Annotated in this window: 20 protein-coding genes; 10 read left to right on the forward strand and 10 right to left on the reverse strand. The window is 62.5% G+C overall.

Translation table 11 applies throughout. From position 1 onward, the window contains the following. The first annotated feature begins 171 nt into the window (after nucleotides 1–171). Together BW978_RS19595 and BW978_RS19600 are read left to right on the forward strand one after the other, a co-directional pair. Nucleotides 172–1689 carry a DEAD/DEAH box helicase gene (locus BW978_RS19595; protein WP_076397519.1) on the forward strand — a complete coding sequence of 506 codons (1518 nt, stop codon included), beginning with the start codon at nucleotides 172–174 and terminating at the stop codon, nucleotides 1687–1689. Nucleotides 1690–1694: 5 nt separating this feature from the next. Then, entirely contained in the window at nucleotides 1695–2102 is a 408-nt protein-coding gene (locus tag BW978_RS19600; RefSeq protein ID WP_076397520.1) for an NUDIX domain-containing protein, read from the forward strand. Here BW978_RS19600 and BW978_RS19605 read toward each other — a convergent pair. From BW978_RS19605 to BW978_RS19635, 7 genes are read right to left on the reverse strand one after another with little or no spacing between them, the layout of a single operon-like run. After that, nucleotides 2090–2431: a TfoX/Sxy family protein gene (locus BW978_RS19605; protein ID WP_076397521.1), complete on the reverse strand. Its 342-nt coding sequence runs from the start codon at nucleotides 2429–2431 to the stop codon at nucleotides 2090–2092. The two genes, BW978_RS19600 and BW978_RS19605, sit on opposite strands and share 13 nt — an antisense overlap. Before the next feature lie 2 nt (nucleotides 2432–2433). Beyond that, entirely contained in the window at nucleotides 2434–4077 is a 1644-nt protein-coding gene (locus tag BW978_RS19610; protein ID WP_076397522.1) for an NTP transferase domain-containing protein, read from the reverse strand. Beyond that, nucleotides 4074–4790 carry an XdhC family protein gene (locus tag BW978_RS19615; protein ID WP_076397523.1) on the reverse strand — a complete coding sequence of 239 codons (717 nt, stop codon included), beginning with the start codon at nucleotides 4788–4790 and terminating at the stop codon, nucleotides 4074–4076. Before BW978_RS19615 ends, BW978_RS19610 begins: the two co-directional genes overlap by 4 nt. Next, nucleotides 4790–5119 (reverse strand): XdhC family protein, encoded by a 330-nt coding sequence (locus tag BW978_RS19620; RefSeq protein ID WP_076397657.1) that lies wholly within the window; start codon nucleotides 5117–5119, stop codon nucleotides 4790–4792. Before BW978_RS19620 ends, BW978_RS19615 begins: the two co-directional genes overlap by 1 nt. Beyond that, nucleotides 5119–6393: a vWA domain-containing protein gene (locus tag BW978_RS19625; RefSeq protein WP_139330610.1), complete on the reverse strand. Its 1275-nt coding sequence runs from the start codon at nucleotides 6391–6393 to the stop codon at nucleotides 5119–5121. The genes BW978_RS19620 and BW978_RS19625 overlap by 1 nt, the downstream gene beginning before the upstream one ends. Before the next feature lies 1 nt (nucleotide 6394). Next, the gene (locus BW978_RS19630) at nucleotides 6395–7327 is read right to left on the reverse strand and encodes an AAA family ATPase (protein WP_076397524.1); all 933 of its coding nucleotides are present in this window, start codon (nucleotides 7325–7327) and stop codon (nucleotides 6395–6397) included. Between the two features lie 26 nt (nucleotides 7328–7353). Continuing rightward, a complete protein-coding gene (locus tag BW978_RS19635; protein ID WP_076397525.1) occupies nucleotides 7354–7839 on the reverse strand; it encodes a flavin reductase in 486 nt (161 codons plus the stop codon). A gap of 165 nt (nucleotides 7840–8004) precedes the next feature. Between BW978_RS19635 and BW978_RS19640 the strand changes: the two genes are divergently transcribed. After that, the gene (locus tag BW978_RS19640; RefSeq protein ID WP_076397526.1) at nucleotides 8005–9099 is read left to right on the forward strand and encodes a branched-chain amino acid ABC transporter substrate-binding protein; all 1095 of its coding nucleotides are present in this window, start codon (nucleotides 8005–8007) and stop codon (nucleotides 9097–9099) included. A gap of 6 nt (nucleotides 9100–9105) precedes the next feature. Here BW978_RS19640 and BW978_RS19645 read toward each other — a convergent pair whose 3' ends face one another. Then, nucleotides 9106–9870: an SDR family NAD(P)-dependent oxidoreductase gene (locus BW978_RS19645; RefSeq protein ID WP_076397527.1), complete on the reverse strand. Its 765-nt coding sequence runs from the start codon at nucleotides 9868–9870 to the stop codon at nucleotides 9106–9108. Nucleotides 9871–10080: 210 nt separating this feature from the next. Here BW978_RS19645 and rpe point away from each other — a divergent pair, with 210 nt between their 5' ends. From rpe to BW978_RS19670, 5 genes are all read left to right on the forward strand, one after another. Then, nucleotides 10081–10758 (forward strand): ribulose-phosphate 3-epimerase, encoded by a 678-nt coding sequence (gene rpe, locus BW978_RS19650; RefSeq protein WP_069043787.1) that lies wholly within the window; start codon nucleotides 10081–10083, stop codon nucleotides 10756–10758. Beyond that, nucleotides 10755–11474, forward strand: coding sequence for a DUF2259 domain-containing protein (locus tag BW978_RS19655; RefSeq protein WP_076397528.1), 720 nt, complete (start codon nucleotides 10755–10757; stop codon nucleotides 11472–11474). Before rpe ends, BW978_RS19655 begins: the two co-directional genes overlap by 4 nt. Beyond that, nucleotides 11474–11953: a hypothetical protein gene (locus tag BW978_RS19660; RefSeq protein WP_076397529.1), complete on the forward strand. Its 480-nt coding sequence runs from the start codon at nucleotides 11474–11476 to the stop codon at nucleotides 11951–11953. Before BW978_RS19655 ends, BW978_RS19660 begins: the two co-directional genes overlap by 1 nt. A gap of 64 nt (nucleotides 11954–12017) precedes the next feature. Further along, nucleotides 12018–13319 carry an adenylosuccinate lyase gene (gene purB, locus BW978_RS19665; protein ID WP_076397530.1) on the forward strand — a complete coding sequence of 434 codons (1302 nt, stop codon included), beginning with the start codon at nucleotides 12018–12020 and terminating at the stop codon, nucleotides 13317–13319. A 79-nt stretch (nucleotides 13320–13398) separates the two neighbouring features. Further along, the gene (locus tag BW978_RS19670) at nucleotides 13399–13695 is read left to right on the forward strand and encodes a hypothetical protein (protein ID WP_076397531.1); all 297 of its coding nucleotides are present in this window, start codon (nucleotides 13399–13401) and stop codon (nucleotides 13693–13695) included. Nucleotides 13696–13705: 10 nt separating this feature from the next. On the opposite strand, the gene BW978_RS19675 is transcribed toward BW978_RS19670, so the two are convergent. Next, nucleotides 13706–14497 carry a DUF2189 domain-containing protein gene (locus BW978_RS19675; RefSeq protein ID WP_076397532.1) on the reverse strand — a complete coding sequence of 264 codons (792 nt, stop codon included), beginning with the start codon at nucleotides 14495–14497 and terminating at the stop codon, nucleotides 13706–13708. Between the two features lie 245 nt (nucleotides 14498–14742). Then, nucleotides 14743–16401, reverse strand: a complete 1659-nt coding sequence (locus tag BW978_RS19680) for a tannase/feruloyl esterase family alpha/beta hydrolase (RefSeq protein ID WP_076397533.1) — start codon at nucleotides 16399–16401, stop codon at nucleotides 14743–14745. A 167-nt stretch (nucleotides 16402–16568) separates the two neighbouring features. On the opposite strand from BW978_RS19680, the gene BW978_RS19685 reads away from it, so the two are divergent. Both BW978_RS19685 and BW978_RS19690 read left to right on the forward strand, forming a co-directional pair. Then, nucleotides 16569–17123: an RBBP9/YdeN family alpha/beta hydrolase gene (locus BW978_RS19685; RefSeq protein ID WP_076397534.1), complete on the forward strand. Its 555-nt coding sequence runs from the start codon at nucleotides 16569–16571 to the stop codon at nucleotides 17121–17123. 133 nt (nucleotides 17124–17256) lie between these two features. Continuing rightward, nucleotides 17257–19770 (forward strand): sensor domain-containing protein, encoded by a 2514-nt coding sequence (locus BW978_RS19690; RefSeq protein ID WP_076397535.1) that lies wholly within the window; start codon nucleotides 17257–17259, stop codon nucleotides 19768–19770. Nucleotides 19771–19781 lie beyond the last annotated feature (11 nt).

The raw sequence follows: 19781 nt of genomic DNA on the forward strand, positions 1-19781 counted from the left end.
GACCTTGACGTTGCAAGCCAATTAATCGTGATCATTAAGCCTTTGTAGGGGTAAATCCGCCCGTTTCCTTGACTTTCCGGCAGTTTCCTTCTATTCGCCGCAACCATTGGCGCCCGATCAGACGGGCTATTGAGCGATGTTCGCGAGAACAGGAACGGAAACTACTTCCCTTTGACCACTTTTGCTGACCTTGGCCTGAGCCAAAAAGTCCTTTCTGCCGTCACCGATGCCGGCTACACCATTCCGACCCCGATCCAGGCAGGCGCAATTCCGCCTGCCCTGCAGCGGCGGGACATTCTCGGCATTGCGCAAACAGGCACCGGCAAGACGGCTAGCTTTGTCCTCCCGATGTTGACGCTGCTCGAAAAGGGCCGTGCCCGTGCTCGCATGCCACGCACGCTCATTCTCGAGCCGACGCGCGAATTGGCAGCCCAGGTCGCCGAGAACTTCGAGAAGTACGGACGGAATCACAAGCTGAACGTGGCGCTGCTGATTGGTGGCGTGTCCTTCGATGAGCAGGACCGCAAGCTCGAACGTGGTGCCGACGTCCTGATCTGCACGCCAGGCCGCCTGCTCGACCATTGTGAGCGCGGCAAGCTGTTGATGACTGGCGTCGAGATCCTCGTGATCGACGAAGCCGACCGCATGCTCGACATGGGCTTCATCCCGGACATCGAGCGCATTGCAAAGATGATCCCATTCACGCGCCAGACGCTGTTCTTCTCGGCCACCATGCCGCCGGAAATCCAGAAGCTGGCCGACCGTTTTCTGCAGAACCCGGAACGCATCGAGGTTGCCAAGCCCTCCTCGACCGCACTCACGGTGACGCAGCGTCTCGTTGCCTGCCACAACAAGGACTACGAGAAGCGTGCCAAGCTGCGCGAACTGATCGGTACCCAGAGCGAATTGAAGAACGGCATCATCTTCTGCAACCGCAAGAAGGACGTCGCCGACTTGTTCCGTTCGCTGGAGCGTCATGGCTTCTCCGTCGGCGCCCTGCATGGCGACATGGACCAGCGCTCGCGCACGAACATGCTGGCCGGCTTCAAGGACAACCAGATCACGCTTCTGGTCGCCTCGGACGTTGCCGCCCGCGGCCTCGACATCCCGGATGTCAGCCACGTCTTCAATTTCGACGTACCTATTCACGCGGAAGATTATGTCCACCGCATCGGCCGCACCGGTCGAGCCGGCCGCTCGGGCGCAGCCTTCACCCTGGTAACGCGCAGCGACACGAAGTTCCTCGACGCCATCGAAAAGCTGATCGGTCAGACGATAGAATGGCATGAAGGGGATATCTCCGCACTTCCGGCGCCGGCTGAGAGCCACGACGAAAGCCGTGGAAAACGCGGTCGCGACAAGGGTCGCGAGCGGCGCGGCGGTCATAAATCCGATACGCGCAGCGAGTATGTGAAGCCCGTCGAGGCAAGCGTCGAACCAGTCAAAGCGGCAGAGGAAGTTCAGGTGATGGAAGCGATCAAGGTGGAGCCGGTGGCGACAGAACGCAAAACGGACAAGCGCCGCGATCAGAATCCGCGCAACAACCGCAACAATCCTTATCCGGCAAACGATGACAACCGTGATCGCCGTCGCAACCGTCACCACGACCATGACGACGGCCCGACGCCTGTCGGCTTCGGCGATGACATCCCGGCCTTCATGCTGATCGTCGCTGCCGCCAAGGCCTGATCCCTGTGGGTCAGCCCGGTATCGATTTCCCCGGTCTCGGGGTTGGTCTTGCCATCCTTCGGGATGGCAAACTGCTTTTGTGCAAGCGCATGAAGGCGCCGGAAGCCGGCCACTGGAACATCGTCGGCGGCAAGGTCGACCATATGGAACCGGCAGAACTTGCCGCGCGCCGGGAGGCCGAGGAAGAAACGGGGCTCTCGATCGGTCCGATTTGCTATCTCGGCATCACCGAGCAATTGATCGAGGCGGACCGCCAGCACTGGATTTCGCTGCTCTACGTCACCGAAGACACGTCCGGCGATCCGCAACTGACCGAACCGGACAAGCTTTCGGAAATCGGCTGGTTTGATCTGGATGACCTGCCGCAGCCGCTTTCCGTCTTCACCCAGACGGTTCTGACCTACCTGCGCTGAGCGGCCTCACGCTCGGTGACCCGCATCGCGGCATCAAGCGCGATCCGCGCCCATTTCCCCATGATATCGGGGTCGTCGAGCGCCTCATCGGGGATTGTCCAATAGGGCATGGCGACGGGCTTGCCGCTTCGACCCTCATAGCACCAGCGCTTCGCGCCGGCTTCTTCCAGGAGCGGTGCACTCTCCTCATCGCCCTTCAGCATCAGTTCGCCGCGCAGTTCGAGCGCAAAGATGATGCCGCGCGCGTAGATGCCCTTGCCGCCAAACATCCGACGGATGGTCACCGGTCCGACCGCCTCGAACATCTCCTCGATCGCCGCATTGTCCATGGTCAATCCTTCAGGATCCCGCCGGCCGCCAGAATAGCCTCGGGCGTATCGACATCAAGACGAGCAGCCGCGCCGATTTCGACATCGATGACGGCAAGCCCCGAGCTTTCGATCACAGGCCGGGCGCCGATATCGCCTTCCAGCGCCTTCAAGGCCTCGAAGGTCGCCGCGGGCAAAATGACGGGGTTGCCGCGCTGGCCATCGGACACGGCGCGCACGATCGCCTTGCCGCCGGACTTTACATAGGCACGGGCAAGTGCTGCAATATCAGCACCGGAGACGTTCGGCATATCGGCGAGCAGTACCATCATGCCAGGCAGGCCCTTGGCCTCGACGGCTGCAAGGCCAGCCTTCAGCGAGCTGGCCATGCCTGTCAAAAAGTCCGGATTTTCCAGCACTTCGACATCGAGTCCTGTAAGCACATCGGCAACCTCACCACTGCGATGACCGGTGATGACCGTAACAGCACCGACGCCGGCCTCGATCGCCTGCCGCACGGAGCGTCGAACGAGCGGCTCGCCCTCGAACTCGGCGAGCAGCTTATGGCGACCACCCTCGCCCATCCGGCTCGCCCGACCGGCGGCAAGCACCACGAGGCCGAGGGCCGCAGGATCGACATTCTTCGTGGCGCTCTGACGCGGCAGCGGACGGCTCGGAATTTCCATCAGCAGACCACCGACGCCCCAACCAGCCATTTCCATGCGATCGGGCGGTTGACCGGCGAGAATGCCATTCAAGACCCAGTCGAAACCATTTTCCTTCTGCGAGCGTGCACAACCGGGCGCACCGATGACGGGGACATCGCCTACATGACCGAGAACCAGCAGATTGCCGGGATCAACGGGCAGCCCGACCTGATCGACCACGCCGCCCGCAAGCCGGATGGCCGAGGGTATGACGTCATCGGCATCGGCCACGGCCGAGGCACCGAAGATCACGATGAGCGGCGGACCGTCTTCCGCGGCAGCTCTGTCGTTAAGCGAGGCGCGGATAGCGTCGGCCACGGCCTCTGCCCGATGCGGGACCCGGTGTTCGGATGCAAGCCGGCTCTGCGAGGGCAGAAGTCGGGCTTCGAGCACGCGGGCCGTCTTGTCCATGACGGACGGTTTCAGGGACGGCAGCTGGGTCGCGACGAGATGCACCCAGTGGCGACGATAGGGCGCGACCTGAAAGGCGATACTGTCCTGCAGGATGGCAGCAGCTTCTGCAACATGTGCACCGGCCACGGCCAGCGGGATGATCTTCACGGTCGCGACGAGATCACCGGCCCGCACGTCTCGACGATCGGCAAGACAGGCGAGCGTGATCGCCGGATCGACGGCGTTGAAGCAGTCGACCAACGTCTTGTTCGCGCGAAAGAGACCGTTTGCCGAGGCATAGAAATTTACCCGCCCTGTCGAGGCTGGACTGCGGATCAGACCTCTGGGCTCTATTGCAGCGCTCAAACGGTCGGCCGCTTCGTCTTCCATCAGGTCGCCGGGTTCCAGCCGGCATGCAATGACAGTCATCACCCCCTCTGCCTGCAGGCGGGCGAGATCGTCTGCCTGGAGTCGGTGTCCCTTGGGCAGCTTGCCGGAGGCCAGAGGCTGCGAATGCGCAAGGATCGCGCCACCAGCTTCAGATGTCGGGATTGGCCCAAACCTCACGGCGAGGCCTCTTGGGCGCCGGAGGCAGCCCCAAGACTGCGCCGGCGCAGCGACTGGATGATATCGGCGAGGATCGCGACCGCGATTTCGGCCGGTGTGGCAGCACCGATATCGAGGCCGATCGGGGCGTGAATGCGCGAGATCGTCGCGGCATCCAGGCCGCCCGCCGTCAATCGCTCGACGCGCTTCGCATGCGTCTTTCGCGAACCAAGTGCTCCCACATAGAAGCAGCCTGATTTCAACGCGGCGATCAGGCCTGGATCGTCGATCTTCGGATCATGGGTGACGGCCACCATGGCGCTGTAACGGTCGAGCGGCATCCCGGCGAAGACCTCGTCCGGCCAGTCAGCCCGTAGATCGATGCCGGCGAAACGCTCCGGTGTAGCGAAGGCCGTGCGCGGATCGATGATGGTGACGGCAAAGCCTGATAGCGCCGCCATCGGCACCAGTGCCTGGCTGATGTGGACAGCGCCGATCACGACGATCCGCGGCGGCGGTAGATGGATGTTGAGGAAGAGGCTTTTGCCGTCGATATCAACGATGCCCGATTTGCCAGACAGAAGCCGCGCGCGTATTTCGTCGCCGAGTGGATCCGCAGCAACCTGATCCTCCGTCACCAGATGCGAAGTGCCGGCAGCCAGGTCGCTCACCAGCACGGCACCGAGACGGTCGCGTTTTGCGGCATTCACAGCCGCAAGTGTCGAAATTTCCATCAGCCCAGCCTCTCCACCTGCACGCGGATGCGGCCGCCGCAGGAGAGGCCCACTCGCCAGGCGGTCTCGTCGGCCACGCCGAATTCGAGCATCTTCGGCGTCCCGTTCTCGATCACATCGAGCGCCTCGGAGATGACGGCACCTTCGACGCAGCCACCGGAGACCGAGCCTTCGAAATTGCCCTCGCCATCGATGACAAGATGGCTACCGACCGGGCGCGGCGCCGATCCCCAGGTTTCGATCACGGTCGCGATCGCGACGGATCGGCCCTCAGCGAACCAGCTTTCGGCAATGTAGAGCGGATCGCGCAGAACGGCGTCGGTGGTCATCATGGCTGGCTCCTGTCTGAAGCGAGATAACGCCGGGGATCGCAGTTCCGATCCGGCGCACCGGATAAAGATTGCACGAGATCCGACAGCGCTTCCAGATTGTGAACGGACCTGAGTTCATCAACATGCGGCAGCATGGACCGTACGCCTCGCGCGCGCGCCTCGAAACCGGAAAAGCGCAGCAATGGATTGAGCCAGACGAGGCGTCGGCACGAGCGATGCAGCCGGTCGGTCTCACGGGCAAGCATATCGACCTCGTCCCGCTCCAACCCGTCGGTAATCAGCAGCACGACGGCACCCTGCCCCAGTACGCGCCGTCCCCAATGGCGGTTGAAGAGTTTGAGCGTCTCGCCGATCCGCGTGCCGCCCGACCAGTCCGCGACGGCGTCCGTGCATTGCGCGATCGCCTCGTCCGGATCGCGGTGACGCAGTTGCCGCGTCACATTGGTGAGCCGCGTACCGAAGAGGAAGGTATGCACCCGGCGGCGGCGTTCGGTCAGAACATGCAGAAAATGCAAGAAGATGCGGGTATACTGGCTCATCGAACCGGAAATGTCCGCGAGGATGACGAGCGGCGGCGGCCGTTGCCGGCGCTCGCGAAACTTCGGCAGCATCAGGTCGCCACCGGTGCGCAGCGACTGACGCATCGTCGCCCGCGGATCGACGATCCGCCCGCGGGGTGACAGCCGATAGCGCCGGGTCTGGACAAGATCGAGCGGCATGGCGAGACGTTCGATGGCGCGACGCGCCTCCTTTAGTTCACTCGCCGTCATTTGCCCGAAATCGAGCCGACGAAAGACCTCCTGGCCGGAGACCGTGAGCCGGGCATCGACCTCGACATCCGGCTCGTCGCGTGGCTTCGGCTCGCGGCTCCTGTCGGCGAACAGCGCATCGCTGACCCTTGCACTGCCTGCCTTCGGCTTCTGCCGCTCTCCGATCGCCGCCACCGGCGACATCAACGCGATCATCTTGCCGACGAGATCCCGCGAGCGCCAGAAGATCGAAAAGGCCTCATCGAAAACCGGCTGATCCTCGTGGCGTTTGACGAAGATCGCCGAGAGAGCGGCATGAAATTCGACGCGCGAACCGATGCCGATCGCGTCGATGGCCTCGATGGCGTCGATCACGGCACCGGGGCCGGGCTTCAGGCCAGCCTTTCGCAAGACACGCGCAAAATGAACGATATTGTCGGCGAGCCGCCCGTCGCCCTTGACCGGTGGCGGCACGACGATGCCGTCACGTCCGCTCGCGGGATGTGGCCCAAAGCTTTCCATCTCAGCCGGCCTTTGCCAGGAGCTCGGCCTTGACCTCCGAGAGCAGCTTCTCACCTTCGCTGCCCTGGATGCGGGCGATGTCTTCCTGGTACTTCAAAAGCGTGCCCAGCGTATCGGCGATCGTCTCCGGATCGAGCGCCAAGCGATCCAGCTCGGTGAGCGCGGTCGCCCAGTCTATGGTCTCGGCGATGCCCGGGTTCTTGAACAGGTCAATGGTCCGGAGCTTCTGCACATAGGTGACGATCTGCCGAGAAAGCTGCTCGTTGCCGCCCTTCACCTTGCGGCGGATGATCGCCAGCTCGTCGGCAGCGGCCGGATAGTCAACCCAGTGATAGAGGCAACGCCGCTTCAAGGCGTCATGCACCTCGCGGGTCCGGTTCGACGTGACGATGACGATGGGCGGCTCGGCGGCCTTCACCGTGCCGAATTCGGGGATGGTCACCTGGAAATCCGAGAGGACTTCCAGCAGGAAAGCCTCGAAGGCCTCGTCTGTGCGGTCGAGTTCGTCGATCAGGAAGACCGGCGCGCGTCCCGGTTCGCCTTGCAGCGCCTGAAGGACCGGACGGCGGATCAGATAGCGTTCGGAGAAGATGTCACCTTCCAGCCGCGTGCGATCCGCTACACCCGACGCCTCGGCCATGCGGATTTCTAGCATCTGCGCCGGGTAGTTCCACTCGTAGACGGCGGAGGCGACATCCAGGCCTTCGTAGCACTGCAGGCGGATCAGCGGGCGGTCGAGCGCCTTGGCCAGAACCTTGGCGACTTCGGTTTTGCCGACACCGGCTTCCCCTTCGAGGAAAAGTGGCCGTTTCATCCTGAGCGCGAGAAACAGCACCGTCGCCAGCGGCCTGCCGGCCAGATAATCCTCAGCCGAAAGCATATCGATGATACCATCGATCGTCTCCGGCAGCACCTTTCCCGAGGTCTCTGCCATGTCTCCTCCCATGTTAGAGGGGAAGTCTATAGCGTGTGATAGCCCCGGTCCAGATAGATGAGCGACGGCTCACGCTCACCGAAATGTACCGCCTTCACCTCGCCGAAAAGGATCGTATGGGTATTCGTCACCTTGCGGTCGGTCACGACACAGTCGAAGGCGACGATCGCATCGGAGAGCACCGGCGACCCGGTCTCCACCACCTGCCATTCAGCTTGGGCGAAACGGTCTTCTGCCGAGAGTTTGCCGAAGCCTGCAAAGGCATTCGCCAGATCCTGGTGATGGGCGCCCAGCGTGTTCAAGGCGAAATGCCCACTCTCGAAAAGCACGGCATTGCTCGCATTGCTGTTGTTGAGGCAGGCAAGCACCATGGGCGGGCTGTCGGAAACCGAGCAGGCGGCGGTAATGGTGACGCCGCGCCGGAGGCCTTGATGCTCCGTCGTCACGATTTGCACATGCCCCGCATAACGGCTCATGGCCTCGCGATAGACGACTGGATCCAGAACTTGCATGCTCAAACTCACATTTCCCCCTTGGAAGCTTGCCCTCAAGACACCGCAATATGGGCCGCAGCCCTTATCTTTTCCACAACACCATCACGATTTCGGTGATGCCCTGCATTGACCGGGGTGAAGCCAGCATTTCCAATTGCCTGCGCGTTCGGCTAGGATCGTGCCATGCCCCACGCACGCCCTCTCACAACCTGGCTTTCGCTCACCGCTTTGCTCGTGCTCAACGTGCCCGCATCGTCGGCTGCGGAGCTAAAACTAGCCGTGGTAGCCCCGACGGCCGGTAGCTTCGCCGTGCTCGGCGACCAGGTGCGTCAAGGCGCGGCGCTGGCCGCGGAAGGACTATCGATCAGCCTTGTCGAGATCGACGAGCCCTGCACGGAAGGCAGCGGCCAGGCGGTGGTCGAAGCGATCACGGCGGCCGGGGCGACGGCAGCGGTCGGCTTTCTCTGCAGCGAAACCTTGAAGGAGGGCCTGCCCGTTCTGGTAGATGCCAACCTTCCCGCACTGACACTGTCGGTCCGCTGGAAAGGGCTGATGGAGGATGCGGTAAAGGCGGGCTGGCCGCTTTTCCGTCTCGCCCCCAACGGCGATCAGGAATCCGCCAAGCTCTCAGAAGTCATCCTGCGTGATTGGCCAGGCGAACCGGTTGCTCTGCTGGAAGACGGCACGATCCGTGGCCGTGAACTGACCGAGGCGATCCGGATCACGCTCGAAGAGCGCGGGCTGAAACCCGCCTTTATTGACACCTTCCGACCGGGTCAGGAGCAGCAGCTGACACTGGTCCGTCGGCTCAAGACGGCCGGCATCAGCCATGTCTTTGTCGGCGGCGATCGCAACGATGTCTCGATCATCGCCCGTGACGCCAAGGCTGAGGGCCTGTCGCTGACGCTTCTCGGCGGCGAAGCCATGCGGGCGGCAGACGAACCGGTTCCACTGGAAGATGGCGTGCTCGCCGTCGGCCTCGTCGAGACACCGCAGGGGCCATCGGCTCCGGCGCTGATGGGCGAGTTCGAGGCCGCAGGGATCGTTCCGGAGGGCTATGTTCTGCCGGCCCATGCGGCCGTCACCATGCTCGCGGATTCCTGGGGCATCTCGTCTGCCATGGGCACACCCGTCACAGATGCACTGATCGGCACGACCTTTGAGACGGCGATTGGCCCGATCACCTTCGGTGAGGATCACGAGCTGACCGAGAACCCCTATCGCTTGATGCAATGGCAGGACAACGCATTCGTGCCCGTGTCCGAACCATCACAGTAACCGCGCTCAGTCGCGGTAGGGCCAGAAGGCCTGGCTGAACACACCGCCATCCACCCAGATCGTCTGGCCGGTCACGAAAGCCGATTGCGGACCGGCGAGGAAGAGGATCGGTCCTGCGATATCTTCCGGCGTGCCGACACGACGCAGAGGCGTCACATCGCCCCATGTCTTGGCATAATCGGGAGCCTCGGCCTGGGTGCGTGCCGTTTCGATCGCACCGGGTGCCACGCAATTGACGCGGATCTGATGCGGCCCGAGCTCGACGGCCGAAACCTTGGTCAGCTGTTCGATACCGCCCTTGGATGCGGTGTAATCAACCAGCTTCGGGAAGGCGTGCTTGTTGCAGCCGGAGCCGAGATTGATAATCGAGCCGCCCTTGCCAGCCTCGACCATGCGGCGCGCCACACGCTGGCTGTTGAGGAAGGTGCCCTTGAGATTGGTGCTGATCACGGCGTCCCAGCGCTCTTCGGAAAGCTCAAGCATCGAGGCCCAGGTCTGGATGCCGGCATTGTTGACGAGCACGTCCGGCACCTGTCCCGCCCAGGCGATGACCTCGTCCAGGAATGCTTCGATGTCAGCGCTGTTGGCCACCTCGCATTCCCGGCCGATCGCGCGACCACCAAGCGCAGCCACTTCCTTCTCGACCTCCGCTGCGGCATCCGGCTGTCCGAGATGGGTAAAGGCGACGTCATATCCTTCGCGGACAAAGGCCGATACCAGATGACGGCCGATGCCGGAGCTTCCGCCGGTGATGATTGCGAATTTGGCCATGACGTCCTCCCGGATGGCTATGCTTTTGCCGAGGGATGCAGCGCCGGGCGACAATCGTCAAGGTCAGGCATGTCGATGACAGGCGTCTCATCCGAAGGCATGGTTGCCGCTCAAGGGCGCCGATGCTATGCGGACCGCCATCAACAGCTGGTGCCCGCGCCTCTCGTCCGCGACGGCATCGATCGATCCCTGGCCCGCGAGGAGCTTCCGATGACCCGCCCTCTCCTGATCTCGCCTTCCATTCTGGCTGCCGACTTCTCCCGCCTCGGCGAAGAAGTGCGCGACGTCGTCGACGCCGGCGCAGAATGGGTGCATCTCGATGTGATGGACGGCCATTTCGTCCCGAACATCTCCTTCGGCCCCGCCATCATCAAGGCGCTGCGCCCCTGGACCAAGGCAGTATTTGATTGCCACCTGATGATCGCGCCTGCCGATCCCTACCTCGCCGCCTTCGCCGATGCCGGCTGCGACATCATCACGGTGCATGCGGAAGCCGGTCCGCATTTGCATCGCTCGCTGCAGACCATCCGGGCGCTCGGCAAGAAGGCCGGCGTTTCGCTCAATCCGGCAACGCCGCTTTCGGTCCTCGAGCATGTGATGGATGATCTCGACCTGATCCTGATCATGAGCGTCAACCCGGGCTTCGGCGGCCAGAAGTATATCCCCGCGATGACGGACAAGATCGCCAAGGCGAAGGCCCTGATCGGCAACCGCCCGATCGACCTCGAGGTCGATGGCGGCGTCACCGCCGACAATGCCGCTGAAATCGCCAAGGCCGGCGCCAATGCACTGGTCGCGGGCTCGGCGATCTTCAAGGGCAAGGGCGTTGACGACTACCGCAAGACGGTCGACACTCTGCGCAAGGCAGCCGAGGGAGGTCGGGCTTGAAACTGCAGCTAACGGCTATCGCGCTCGTCCTTCTGACGGCCTTTGGGGCCTCAGCCGGAGACGTGGCGGAGATGCGCCCCCTGGGTTTCTCGCCTGACGGCAAGTTCTTCGCCTTCGAGCAGTTCGGCGAACAGGATGGCTCCGGCTTCGCCTATGCCGAAATCCAGGTGATCGACACCGAAACGGACCAGTATGTTCCGGGCACACCGGTCAGCGTTCTGATCCGGCGGGAAGAAGCGTCCATCGGCGAAGCGCGGCGGGAGAGCCTGAAGCAGGCGAAGGCCATCCTCGATGAGCGGAAGATCGGTGACGATCCCGGATATCTCGTGGCACTGGCACCTATCGGCGAGCTCGCAGGCAAGGTCGATGAACTACGCTATCAGGCTGTTCCGAGCTTCTACGTGTCGGAAGGGGTGTACCGCGTGAGCCTCGAACAATTCGAGGCAAAGGGTGAGGATCTCTGCGCCAGCATGAACGTCAACGTGCACGGCTTTGCGCTCTCGGTCGCCGATGATGCGAAACCCGAGGTGCGGCGCGAGGTCTACCGCGACAAATCCATACCTAAGAGCCGCAATTGCCCAAGCGCTTACGCAGTCGGCGGTGTCGTGACCCCGGGCTATCGCTCAAACGGACCGCACATCATCATGGTTCAGGTGGCATCCCTCGGTTTCGAGGGCAACAATCTGCGTTGGCTCGCCGTTCCGGTGAAGCCCTGATGCCGCGCCGCCTGCTGCCGTCGATCCTGTTATGGGTGGGCGGTTCGCTTGCCTGGGCGCTGGCCATGGCGGCAAGCTTTCAGCTTTCCGTCCACCTCTTCGGACGCGCCACAAGCAGCCATGACTTGGCATTGACCCTGATCTACGCCGCCGGCGGTATGATCGGCTGGCTCGTCGCCCTGCCCTTGATCTACTGGGTCCGGAAACGCGGAGGACCGCAGACCGTTCTGGCAGCCTGGCTGTTGCTTCTCGGCGTCGTCACCGTTGGTGCGATCGCAGGGATCTATGCCCTGCAATATCGAACCTTCTATGCCCACTGGCACGCGCCATTCCTCTCGCGCATCTGGGTTTATCAGCAGATTTTCACAACGGCATCCGCCCTCTACCAGTTCGCCGTGCTCGGGCTGCGCCACCTGCTGCCGGCCGGATTGGCCATGCTTCTGGTGCTGAGCATGGTGATGGCCCGCCGCAGCCGTTGAGCTTGCCGCCTCACTTTGCTAAGGGGGGCCAGCATTTTCCCATGTCCAACGAAAGACGAGCCCGATGATCCCGCGTTACTCCCGGCCGGAAATGGTCGCCATCTGGTCCCCCGAAACCAAGTTCCGCATCTGGTTCGAGATCGAGGCCCATGCCTGCGACGCGCTCGCTGACCTCGGCGTGATCCCGAAGGAATCCGCCCGCACCATCTGGGAAAAGGGTGGCCCGGCCGAATTCGACGTCGCCCGCATCGACGAGATCGAAGCTGTCACCAAGCACGACGTCATCGCCTTCCTGACGCATCTTGCCGAGTTCATTGGCCCGGACTCGCGCTTCGTCCACCAGGGCATGACCTCATCCGACGTGCTCGACACGACCCTCAACATCCAGCTGGTCCGCGCTGCCGACATTCTGATCGCCGACATGGATCGGGTTCTGGCAGCGCTGAAGGCCCGCGCCTTCGAACACAAGGATACGGTTCGCATCGGCCGCAGCCACGGCATCCATGCCGAGCCGACAACGATGGGCCTGACCTTCGCCCGCTTCTACGCCGAAATGGCTCGCAACCGCGACCGCCTGGTCAATGCCCGCGCGGAAGTCGCGACCGGCGCGATCTCCGGCGCCGTCGGCACCTTCGCCAATATCGACCCGCGCGTCGAAGAGCATGTCTGCGAAAAGCTCGGCCTCGTGCCCGAGCCGATCTCGACCCAGGTCATTCCGCGCGACCGTCACGCGATGTTCTTCGCCACGCTCGGCGTCATTGCGTCTTCGATCGAAAACGTCGCGATCGAAATCCGCCACATGCAGCGCACGGAAGTGCTGGAAGCCGAAGAGTTCTTCTCGCCGGGCCAGAAGGGCTCGTCGGCCATGCCGCACAAGCGCAACCCGGTTCTGACCGAGAACCTGACGGGCCTTGCCCGCCTGGTGCGCATGTCGGTCGTTCCGGCGATGGAGAACGTCGCCCTCTGGCACGAGCGTGACATCAGCCATTCGAGCGTCGAGCGCGCAATTGGCCCGGACACGACTATCACCCTCGACTTTGCCCTTAACCGTCTGGCGGGTGTGATCGAAAAGCTCGTCATCTACCCCGAGAACATGTTGAAGAACATGAACAAGTTCAAGGGCCTGGTGATGAGCCAGCGCGTTCTTCTCGCGCTCACGCAAGCCGGCGTTTCGCGCGAGGACAGCTACCGCCTCGTCCAGCGCAACGCGATGAAGGTCTGGGAAAAAGGCGCCGACTTCCTCGAGGAGCTTCTGGGTGATGAAGAGGTGCGCGCAGCGCTTTCGGAAGAAGACATTCGCGAAAAGTTCGACCTCGGTTACCATACCAAGCATGTCGACACGATCTTTGCCCGCGTCTTCGGCTGATACCCGGCGAACGGACATGGGACACAATGAGACGGGCGCGGAGATATTCGCGCCCGTTTTGAATGGGGAGGAGTGAAGCATGGCGCGCCTGTCACGCCTCTTTCTTTCGACAACCTCTATCCTTGCCATCTCGGGCATTCTGCTGCTGAGCGGCGACCGATACGACTGGATGCCGGGGCTTGATCCGACCATCGACCCCTCGGGGATCGAGACTGATGGCAGCCGCGCGCTGGTTCGCACGGTACTACTTGCGGCCGCTCTGGCTGCATCGGCACTAATGGCCTTGGTCACCAAGGCGCGAACGAGAGGCGAGCGCCTGCTGCCTCTCGTCTTGTCGTTGGCGGCACTCGCCGCCTATGCCGTCAGCGGCGCATAGGGGGCGAGAACTAGACCACCAGCCGGCGATAGAAGTGCCAGGTCGCATGGCCAAGCACCGGCACGATGATCACCAGCCCGACCATCAGCGTCGCCATCCCGATCGCCAGCAGTCCGGCGACCATCAGGCCCCAAACGGCGACCGGCACAGGATTGGCAAGGCTTGCCCTGACCGAGGTGGAAACCGCCGAGGCAGCGCCGCAATCGCGGTCCAGCAACATCGGAAAGGCGACGATACTGATCACAAGTGCGATCAGCGCAAGAACGAAGCCGAAGCCATTGCTCCAGAACAGGAAGGCCAGGGCATTCGGATGGTCGAGAACCCCGCCCGCGAAGGCAAAGAGGCCCGGCGACGGATAGTCACCGATCAGCGAGAGATAGAGCCCGCGCGCCACCACCAGCCAGACCATGAAGAGCGTCAGCAGATAGAGGCTCATCATCAGAAGCGCAGGCAAGGATGGCGACTTGAAGAGGCTGAGCACGTCGGACCAGTTGGCAGGCTGGCCGAGTTCGCGGCGACGGCTGATTTCCATGAGCCCGAGCGCCAGAAGCGGGCCGACAAGCGCAAAGCCGGCCAGCAGCGGATAAACCATCGGCAGCAGTTCGACGCCTGAACTCCAACCGATCATGATTGCGCCGGCAATCGGATAAATCAGTGCCACGAAGGCATAGTGGGAAGGCTTTTCGCGAAAATCCTCATAACCTTCGCGCAGTGCTGCAAAGACTTCGGACACGGCGATGCGCCGTACCTCAGGCCTGACTATCGTGCCGGTCGCACCGGTCATCACATGAAATGTCGACATTCTCACTTCCTCCTCGAGCAACAGGGTCTGTAAGCTGCAAAGTGAAATGCGTGGGCGGCGTCGGGGCCGGAGCGGTCGCGACAGCGCGCCGTAAACAGGGACATCGCATGCTTCAAGAAACATGCGACGCACTTTGTCCTGAGCTAATTAGTGTATCAGCTAACAATTGCCATGTCCTGCGCAACTTGCGCACGAAGCCGTTACAGCCCCGGCGGCTCGGCAGCGCCGCTGCCGGGGCCTGATCGTCAACGGCAGGTATAGCGGCCCTCGCCTTCGGCGGCCGGATCGGCGCCCGCACGCGTCACGGCGGGATAGGGGCAATAGAGGAAGCGCGTGCCCTCGAGCGAGGCTGCTTCCGCATTGTCTTCCGTGATCCCTGCCGCAACGCCGGAAGGCGCCTTGCCCTGCTCCACCCAGGCGACGAGCGGCGTGAAGAAATCGAAGTCGTTGAAGCTCGAACCACTGGCCCCGTGCGGCATTCCCGGGATGCGGTAGAGCTTCACGAAATCCGACGCCTTGCCATCATGGTTGGCGTCGAGCTTCTTGTACCAGTCGACCATATCGACGACCGAAAAAACCGGGTCGGAATTGCCGTGGAAGACGAGCATCTTGTGTCCCGCCTCCCGGAAGGCGTCGAGCCGGGGATTATCGGCACCGGGCGGCACCATGAAGTCCATGGCCGACTCGGTAAAGGTCTCGTCGGTGGCTGCGATCCTGGCGCCGTCGCGCGCAACGTCGAAATCCCGCAGGAAAGCGATCAGCTCGTCCGGAGTGCCGCCCACGTCCGTTGGCGGCGTCGTAAAGACCTGCGCCAGGGAGGCTGCCCCCATGACGCCGATGATCGGCCTTTTGGCCCAGGGTTCGATCGAGCTCTCGAGCTTCCATGTACGCCAGTTACCAGAGGCGATGCCGGTGTCGAGGATCCAATGGGTGTAGAGCGCCCTGCCCTCCGCATCCTTGGGCCCGGCAATGGATGTCTTCAGCGCCTCGATCTGCTCCGGTCGAAGGCAGCCAGTGATGGCCCCGCTCGCGCAGGCAAGGGTCTCGAGCTTGAAAGTCGTTTCGCAAGCGTCGGCATCCGCAACGATGCCGTCCGAGACACCGTCGAGACTGTCGCAGGCGGCCAGCACGCCATCCGCCACAGCCTTCAAGTCATCGCGACTGAACGCCTTCGCAATATCGGGATCGACGGTCGACCAGGCCTGGATGTCTAGCGCGTGCTGGATCGCCGCTTTCGGCAGATTGAAACCGGGATAACCGACCAGCAATCCGTCGAAGACCTCGGGCATACGCTCCGCCGCCATCATGCCGTGCCGGCCGCCATTGGAGCTGCCGATGCCATAGCGATAGGCGATCGGCTTGCCGTAGTGCTTCTCGACGATCTGCTCGGCGATCGGCTGCAGCGTTGCGACAGCGCCGTAGCCATAGTCACGGCGCGCCTGCGGATCAAAGCCGAAGGCCGCACCACCAGCCAGCCCTCGGTCCGGATTGGCATTGCCGTCGTGGCCGGCATCGCTCGAAACAACGGCGTAGCCGCGTCCCAGCGCCGTATCACTCTTGCGGCCTCCGAGAAGTGGACCGATCGCCGGCACGACCGCACCATCATTCCCGCCATTGAACTGGTGGACGAAACGCTCGTTCCATTCGACGGGCAGCCGCAACTCGAAGCGGATCGCATAGGTCTTGCCATCGATCCCCTGCCTGTCGGGCGTCTTGCCCCTGACCAGGCAATGGGCGACGGAAACCTCCTCACCCGGAGGCGTCACAACAGCCTCGGTGATCGTCACATCGGATGGTTGGTTCTCTGTTTTGGCAAGATCGGCGCAGGCGATGGCCGCCTTCGCCGCAGACGGATCAAGGCCGAGCAGCAGCAGTGCCGCCGCCGTCAAATGGACGTGCTTCATGAAATTCCTCCCGGTAACAGCCCTGACCGATCTCCTCCCGATCCGGGCACGATGTGATCGTAACACCGCCCACAAGATCGAACTAGTATGTGTTACATATTATTTTTATCGAACCTTCGAGGCGGCACAATCTTGACGACGACCATGTGGGACAGCAGATAGAGGCCATGAAAGTTTCAGATGCAGAAATCCTGATCGTTCCCGGCTACACCAATTCCGGCCCCGACCACTGGCAAACCCGGTGGGAGGGCAAACTGTCGACGGCGCGGCGCGTGGAACAGGCGGAATGGTCAAAGCCCGTGCGCGAAGACTGGGTCGCCCGCGTTGCCGAAGAGGTCAACGCGGCAACCAAGCCGGTCGTACTCGTCGGGCATTCGCTTGGCGTCCCCGCGATCGTGCATGCGATCCCGGAGATGAAGAACAAGGTCGCCGGCGCCTTTCTCGTCGCACCGCCTGACGTCTCCAATCCCGAGATCCGGCCCAAACACCTGATGACTTTCGGGCCCTATCCGCGCCTGACCCTGCCCTTCCCATCGCTCCTGATCGCGAGCCGGAATGATCCCTTCGGCGAATATGCCCATGCAGAGGACATCGCCAATGCCTGGGGCTCGTTCCTGATCGACGCCGGCGAATCGGGTCACATCAACGCCGAATCCGGACACGGACCCTGGCCGGAAGGCACGATGGTCTTTGCGCAGTTTATAGGGCGCCTGCAGGCCTAATCCGGAAGCAACCGTCCATTGCGGATGAGATGCAAACCTCGCGTTAATCGGAGCATTGCGAAGGCCAATTTAAGTCCTTCTTAAGCGGCCCCTCATAGAATCCTCGCGATCATGCGAAGCGAGGAGCCTGATTTTGCGCCCACACGCGGCCTCTCCATCTACTCCCGGCGCGGCTGGTATCGACATCGCCCGCCTTCCTTGGCCTGCGGCCTGGCTCGATCCCGACGGCATTATCCGGACGATGAACAAGGCTTTGGGCGCGGCCCTCGGGGAGGCGGTTGCGCCCGGCAACAATCTCGCCAGACACCTGCAGGCTGCCGATGCGGCCAAATTGCTGCTTGCTCTTGGCCGGCGGATGGACGGGGATCCGTCGACACTGGAAATTTCGACGCAGGGCGGCAATCCCCGGCATTTCATCGTCACATTGGCCGGCCAAGCCACCGCAGACCCGAGGCATGGTTCAGTGCTGATCCAGATGACCGAGGTCACGGAACTCCGCCGGCAGTTGCAAGAGGTGCAGGAGCGCGAAAGCCGCTGGAACCACGCGCTTGTCGGCTCGACCTCTGGCGTTTGGGATCAACGCAGCTCTGGGGATTTTTACTATTCCAGCATCTGGCGGCAGATCCGGGGACTGGGCCCGGATGACCCGTACCCACCCACCATGGAGGACTGGCTGGAACTCGTGCATCCTCAGGATCGCGAGCGCGTCGTGCATTGCATCGAACGGCAGAACGCGGGCGACCCGGATTACAGCGTCTTTCAGTACCGGGAACTCCACCGGGACGGTCACTATGTCTGGATCGAGTGCCGAGGCGCCTGCGTGGAGCGTGACGAAAACGGCAAGCCTAGCCGCATCATCGGCACCGACACTGATATCAGCGCCCGCAAACAGCAGGAGGAATGGCTGGAGGGTCTCTCCCGTCGTCTGAAGCTTGCAATCGACATCTCAGGTATCGGCATTTTCGAAACGGATTTCGAGGCCGGCACCAGCGAATGGGATGAAGGGATGCGCCGCATCTTCGAGGTCGAGAACAATGGCGACGTGCAGATCGGCGGCTTTTGGGAGAGCAAGCTTCATCCGGAAGACCGTGCCCGGACGCTGGCTTATGTCGCGAGCAAAATCGCTGAACTGAAACCATTCACCGACAACTACCGGATCATCGCCCGGGACGGCAGCACGCGTTACATCCGCTCCAACAGTCTCCCCTTCATGGACCACGACGGCCGGCTCAAGTTGATCGGCGTGAACTGGGACGTGACCGAGGATCAGCGCCTCAGACAGGAACTCGAGCAGCAGAAGATGTTGGCCGAAGCGCGCAATGCGGAGCTCGAGCGGACAAGACTGGAGGCCGAGCAGTCGGCCCTGCACGACTACCTGACGGGCCTGCCGAACCGGCGCTACCTGGAGGAAAAACTCGAAGAATGGCGCGCCGGCAAGGGCACGCTCGGATCCGGCATCGCGATCCTGCACATCGACCTCGATCGCTTCAAGCAGATCAACGATACGCTCGGTCACGGCGCCGGCGACGCCATGCTGATGCTGGCGGCCCGCATCCTGCGCGACAACATCCGTGCTACGGACTTTGCCGCGCGAATCGGGGGAGACGAGTTCGTCGTCCTCCTCGACCACGACGGCGCAACACCCACTCTCATCGCCATCGCCAACCGCATCATCGCCCAGATGCGGCAACCAGCCTGGTACAATGGCCAGGAATGCCGGTTTGGCGCCAGCATCGGTATCGCGCATACGCTGACCCGCAACATCGACCCGAAGCAGCTGCTGCAAAATGCCGATATTGCGCTCTACAAGGCGAAGAATCTTGGTCGCAACCGCTACGAATTCTATGTCCAGGCAAGCCGCACCTTGATTGCCGATACCAACCGTCTCTCCAGCGAACTACTTCGGGCGCTGGAGAACGACGAGATCTTCCCGCACTACCAGTTGCAGTTCGACGCGCGAACGCGGGCAGTCGCAGGCGCGGAATGCCTCGCGCGCTGGCGCCACCCGACGCGCGGCATCCTTGGCCCCGACAAGTTCCTTCCGATTGCGGAAGAGTATGGTGTCCTCGCCCAGATCGACGGCCTGATTCTCGAAAAGGCGCTTCGCGACCTGGACGCCTGGCGCCAGGAGGGCATCGCCCCGCCGAAGATATCCGTGAACGTCTCCGCCCGTCGCCTGACAGACCCCGACCTCGCCCGAGGCCTCGCTGATCTCGACATTAAGCCGGGTACAGTGTCATTCGAACTTCTGGAGAGCGTCTTTCTCGACCGCCAGGACGCTGCCGTCTTGAGCAATCTCGACATGCTGAGACGCCTGGCGATCGACATCGAGATCGATGACTTCGGCACCGGCCATGCATCGATCGTGGGGCTTTTGAACCTCAAGCCGACCACCCTGAAGATCGATCGGCAACTGATCGAAGACGTGCCCGACAGCCAGGAGCAACGGATTCTTGTGAAATCGATCATCCAGATCGCGCGCTCGCTCGGGATCAGGGTGACGGCGGAGGGCGTGGAAACGGAAGAGCACGCCCGCATTCTCGCCCGGCTCGGTTGCGACGTCTTGCAAGGTTACGGCCTTGCCCGGCCGGCCGACTTCAGTGACGTCTCCGAACATCTCAGAAACAAAAAATCCGCCCAAGGCTGAGCCCGGGCGGA

Source organism: Rhizobium sp. RU33A (genome assembly GCF_900156055.1).
Taxonomy (GTDB): Bacteria; Pseudomonadota; Alphaproteobacteria; order Rhizobiales; family Rhizobiaceae; genus Allorhizobium.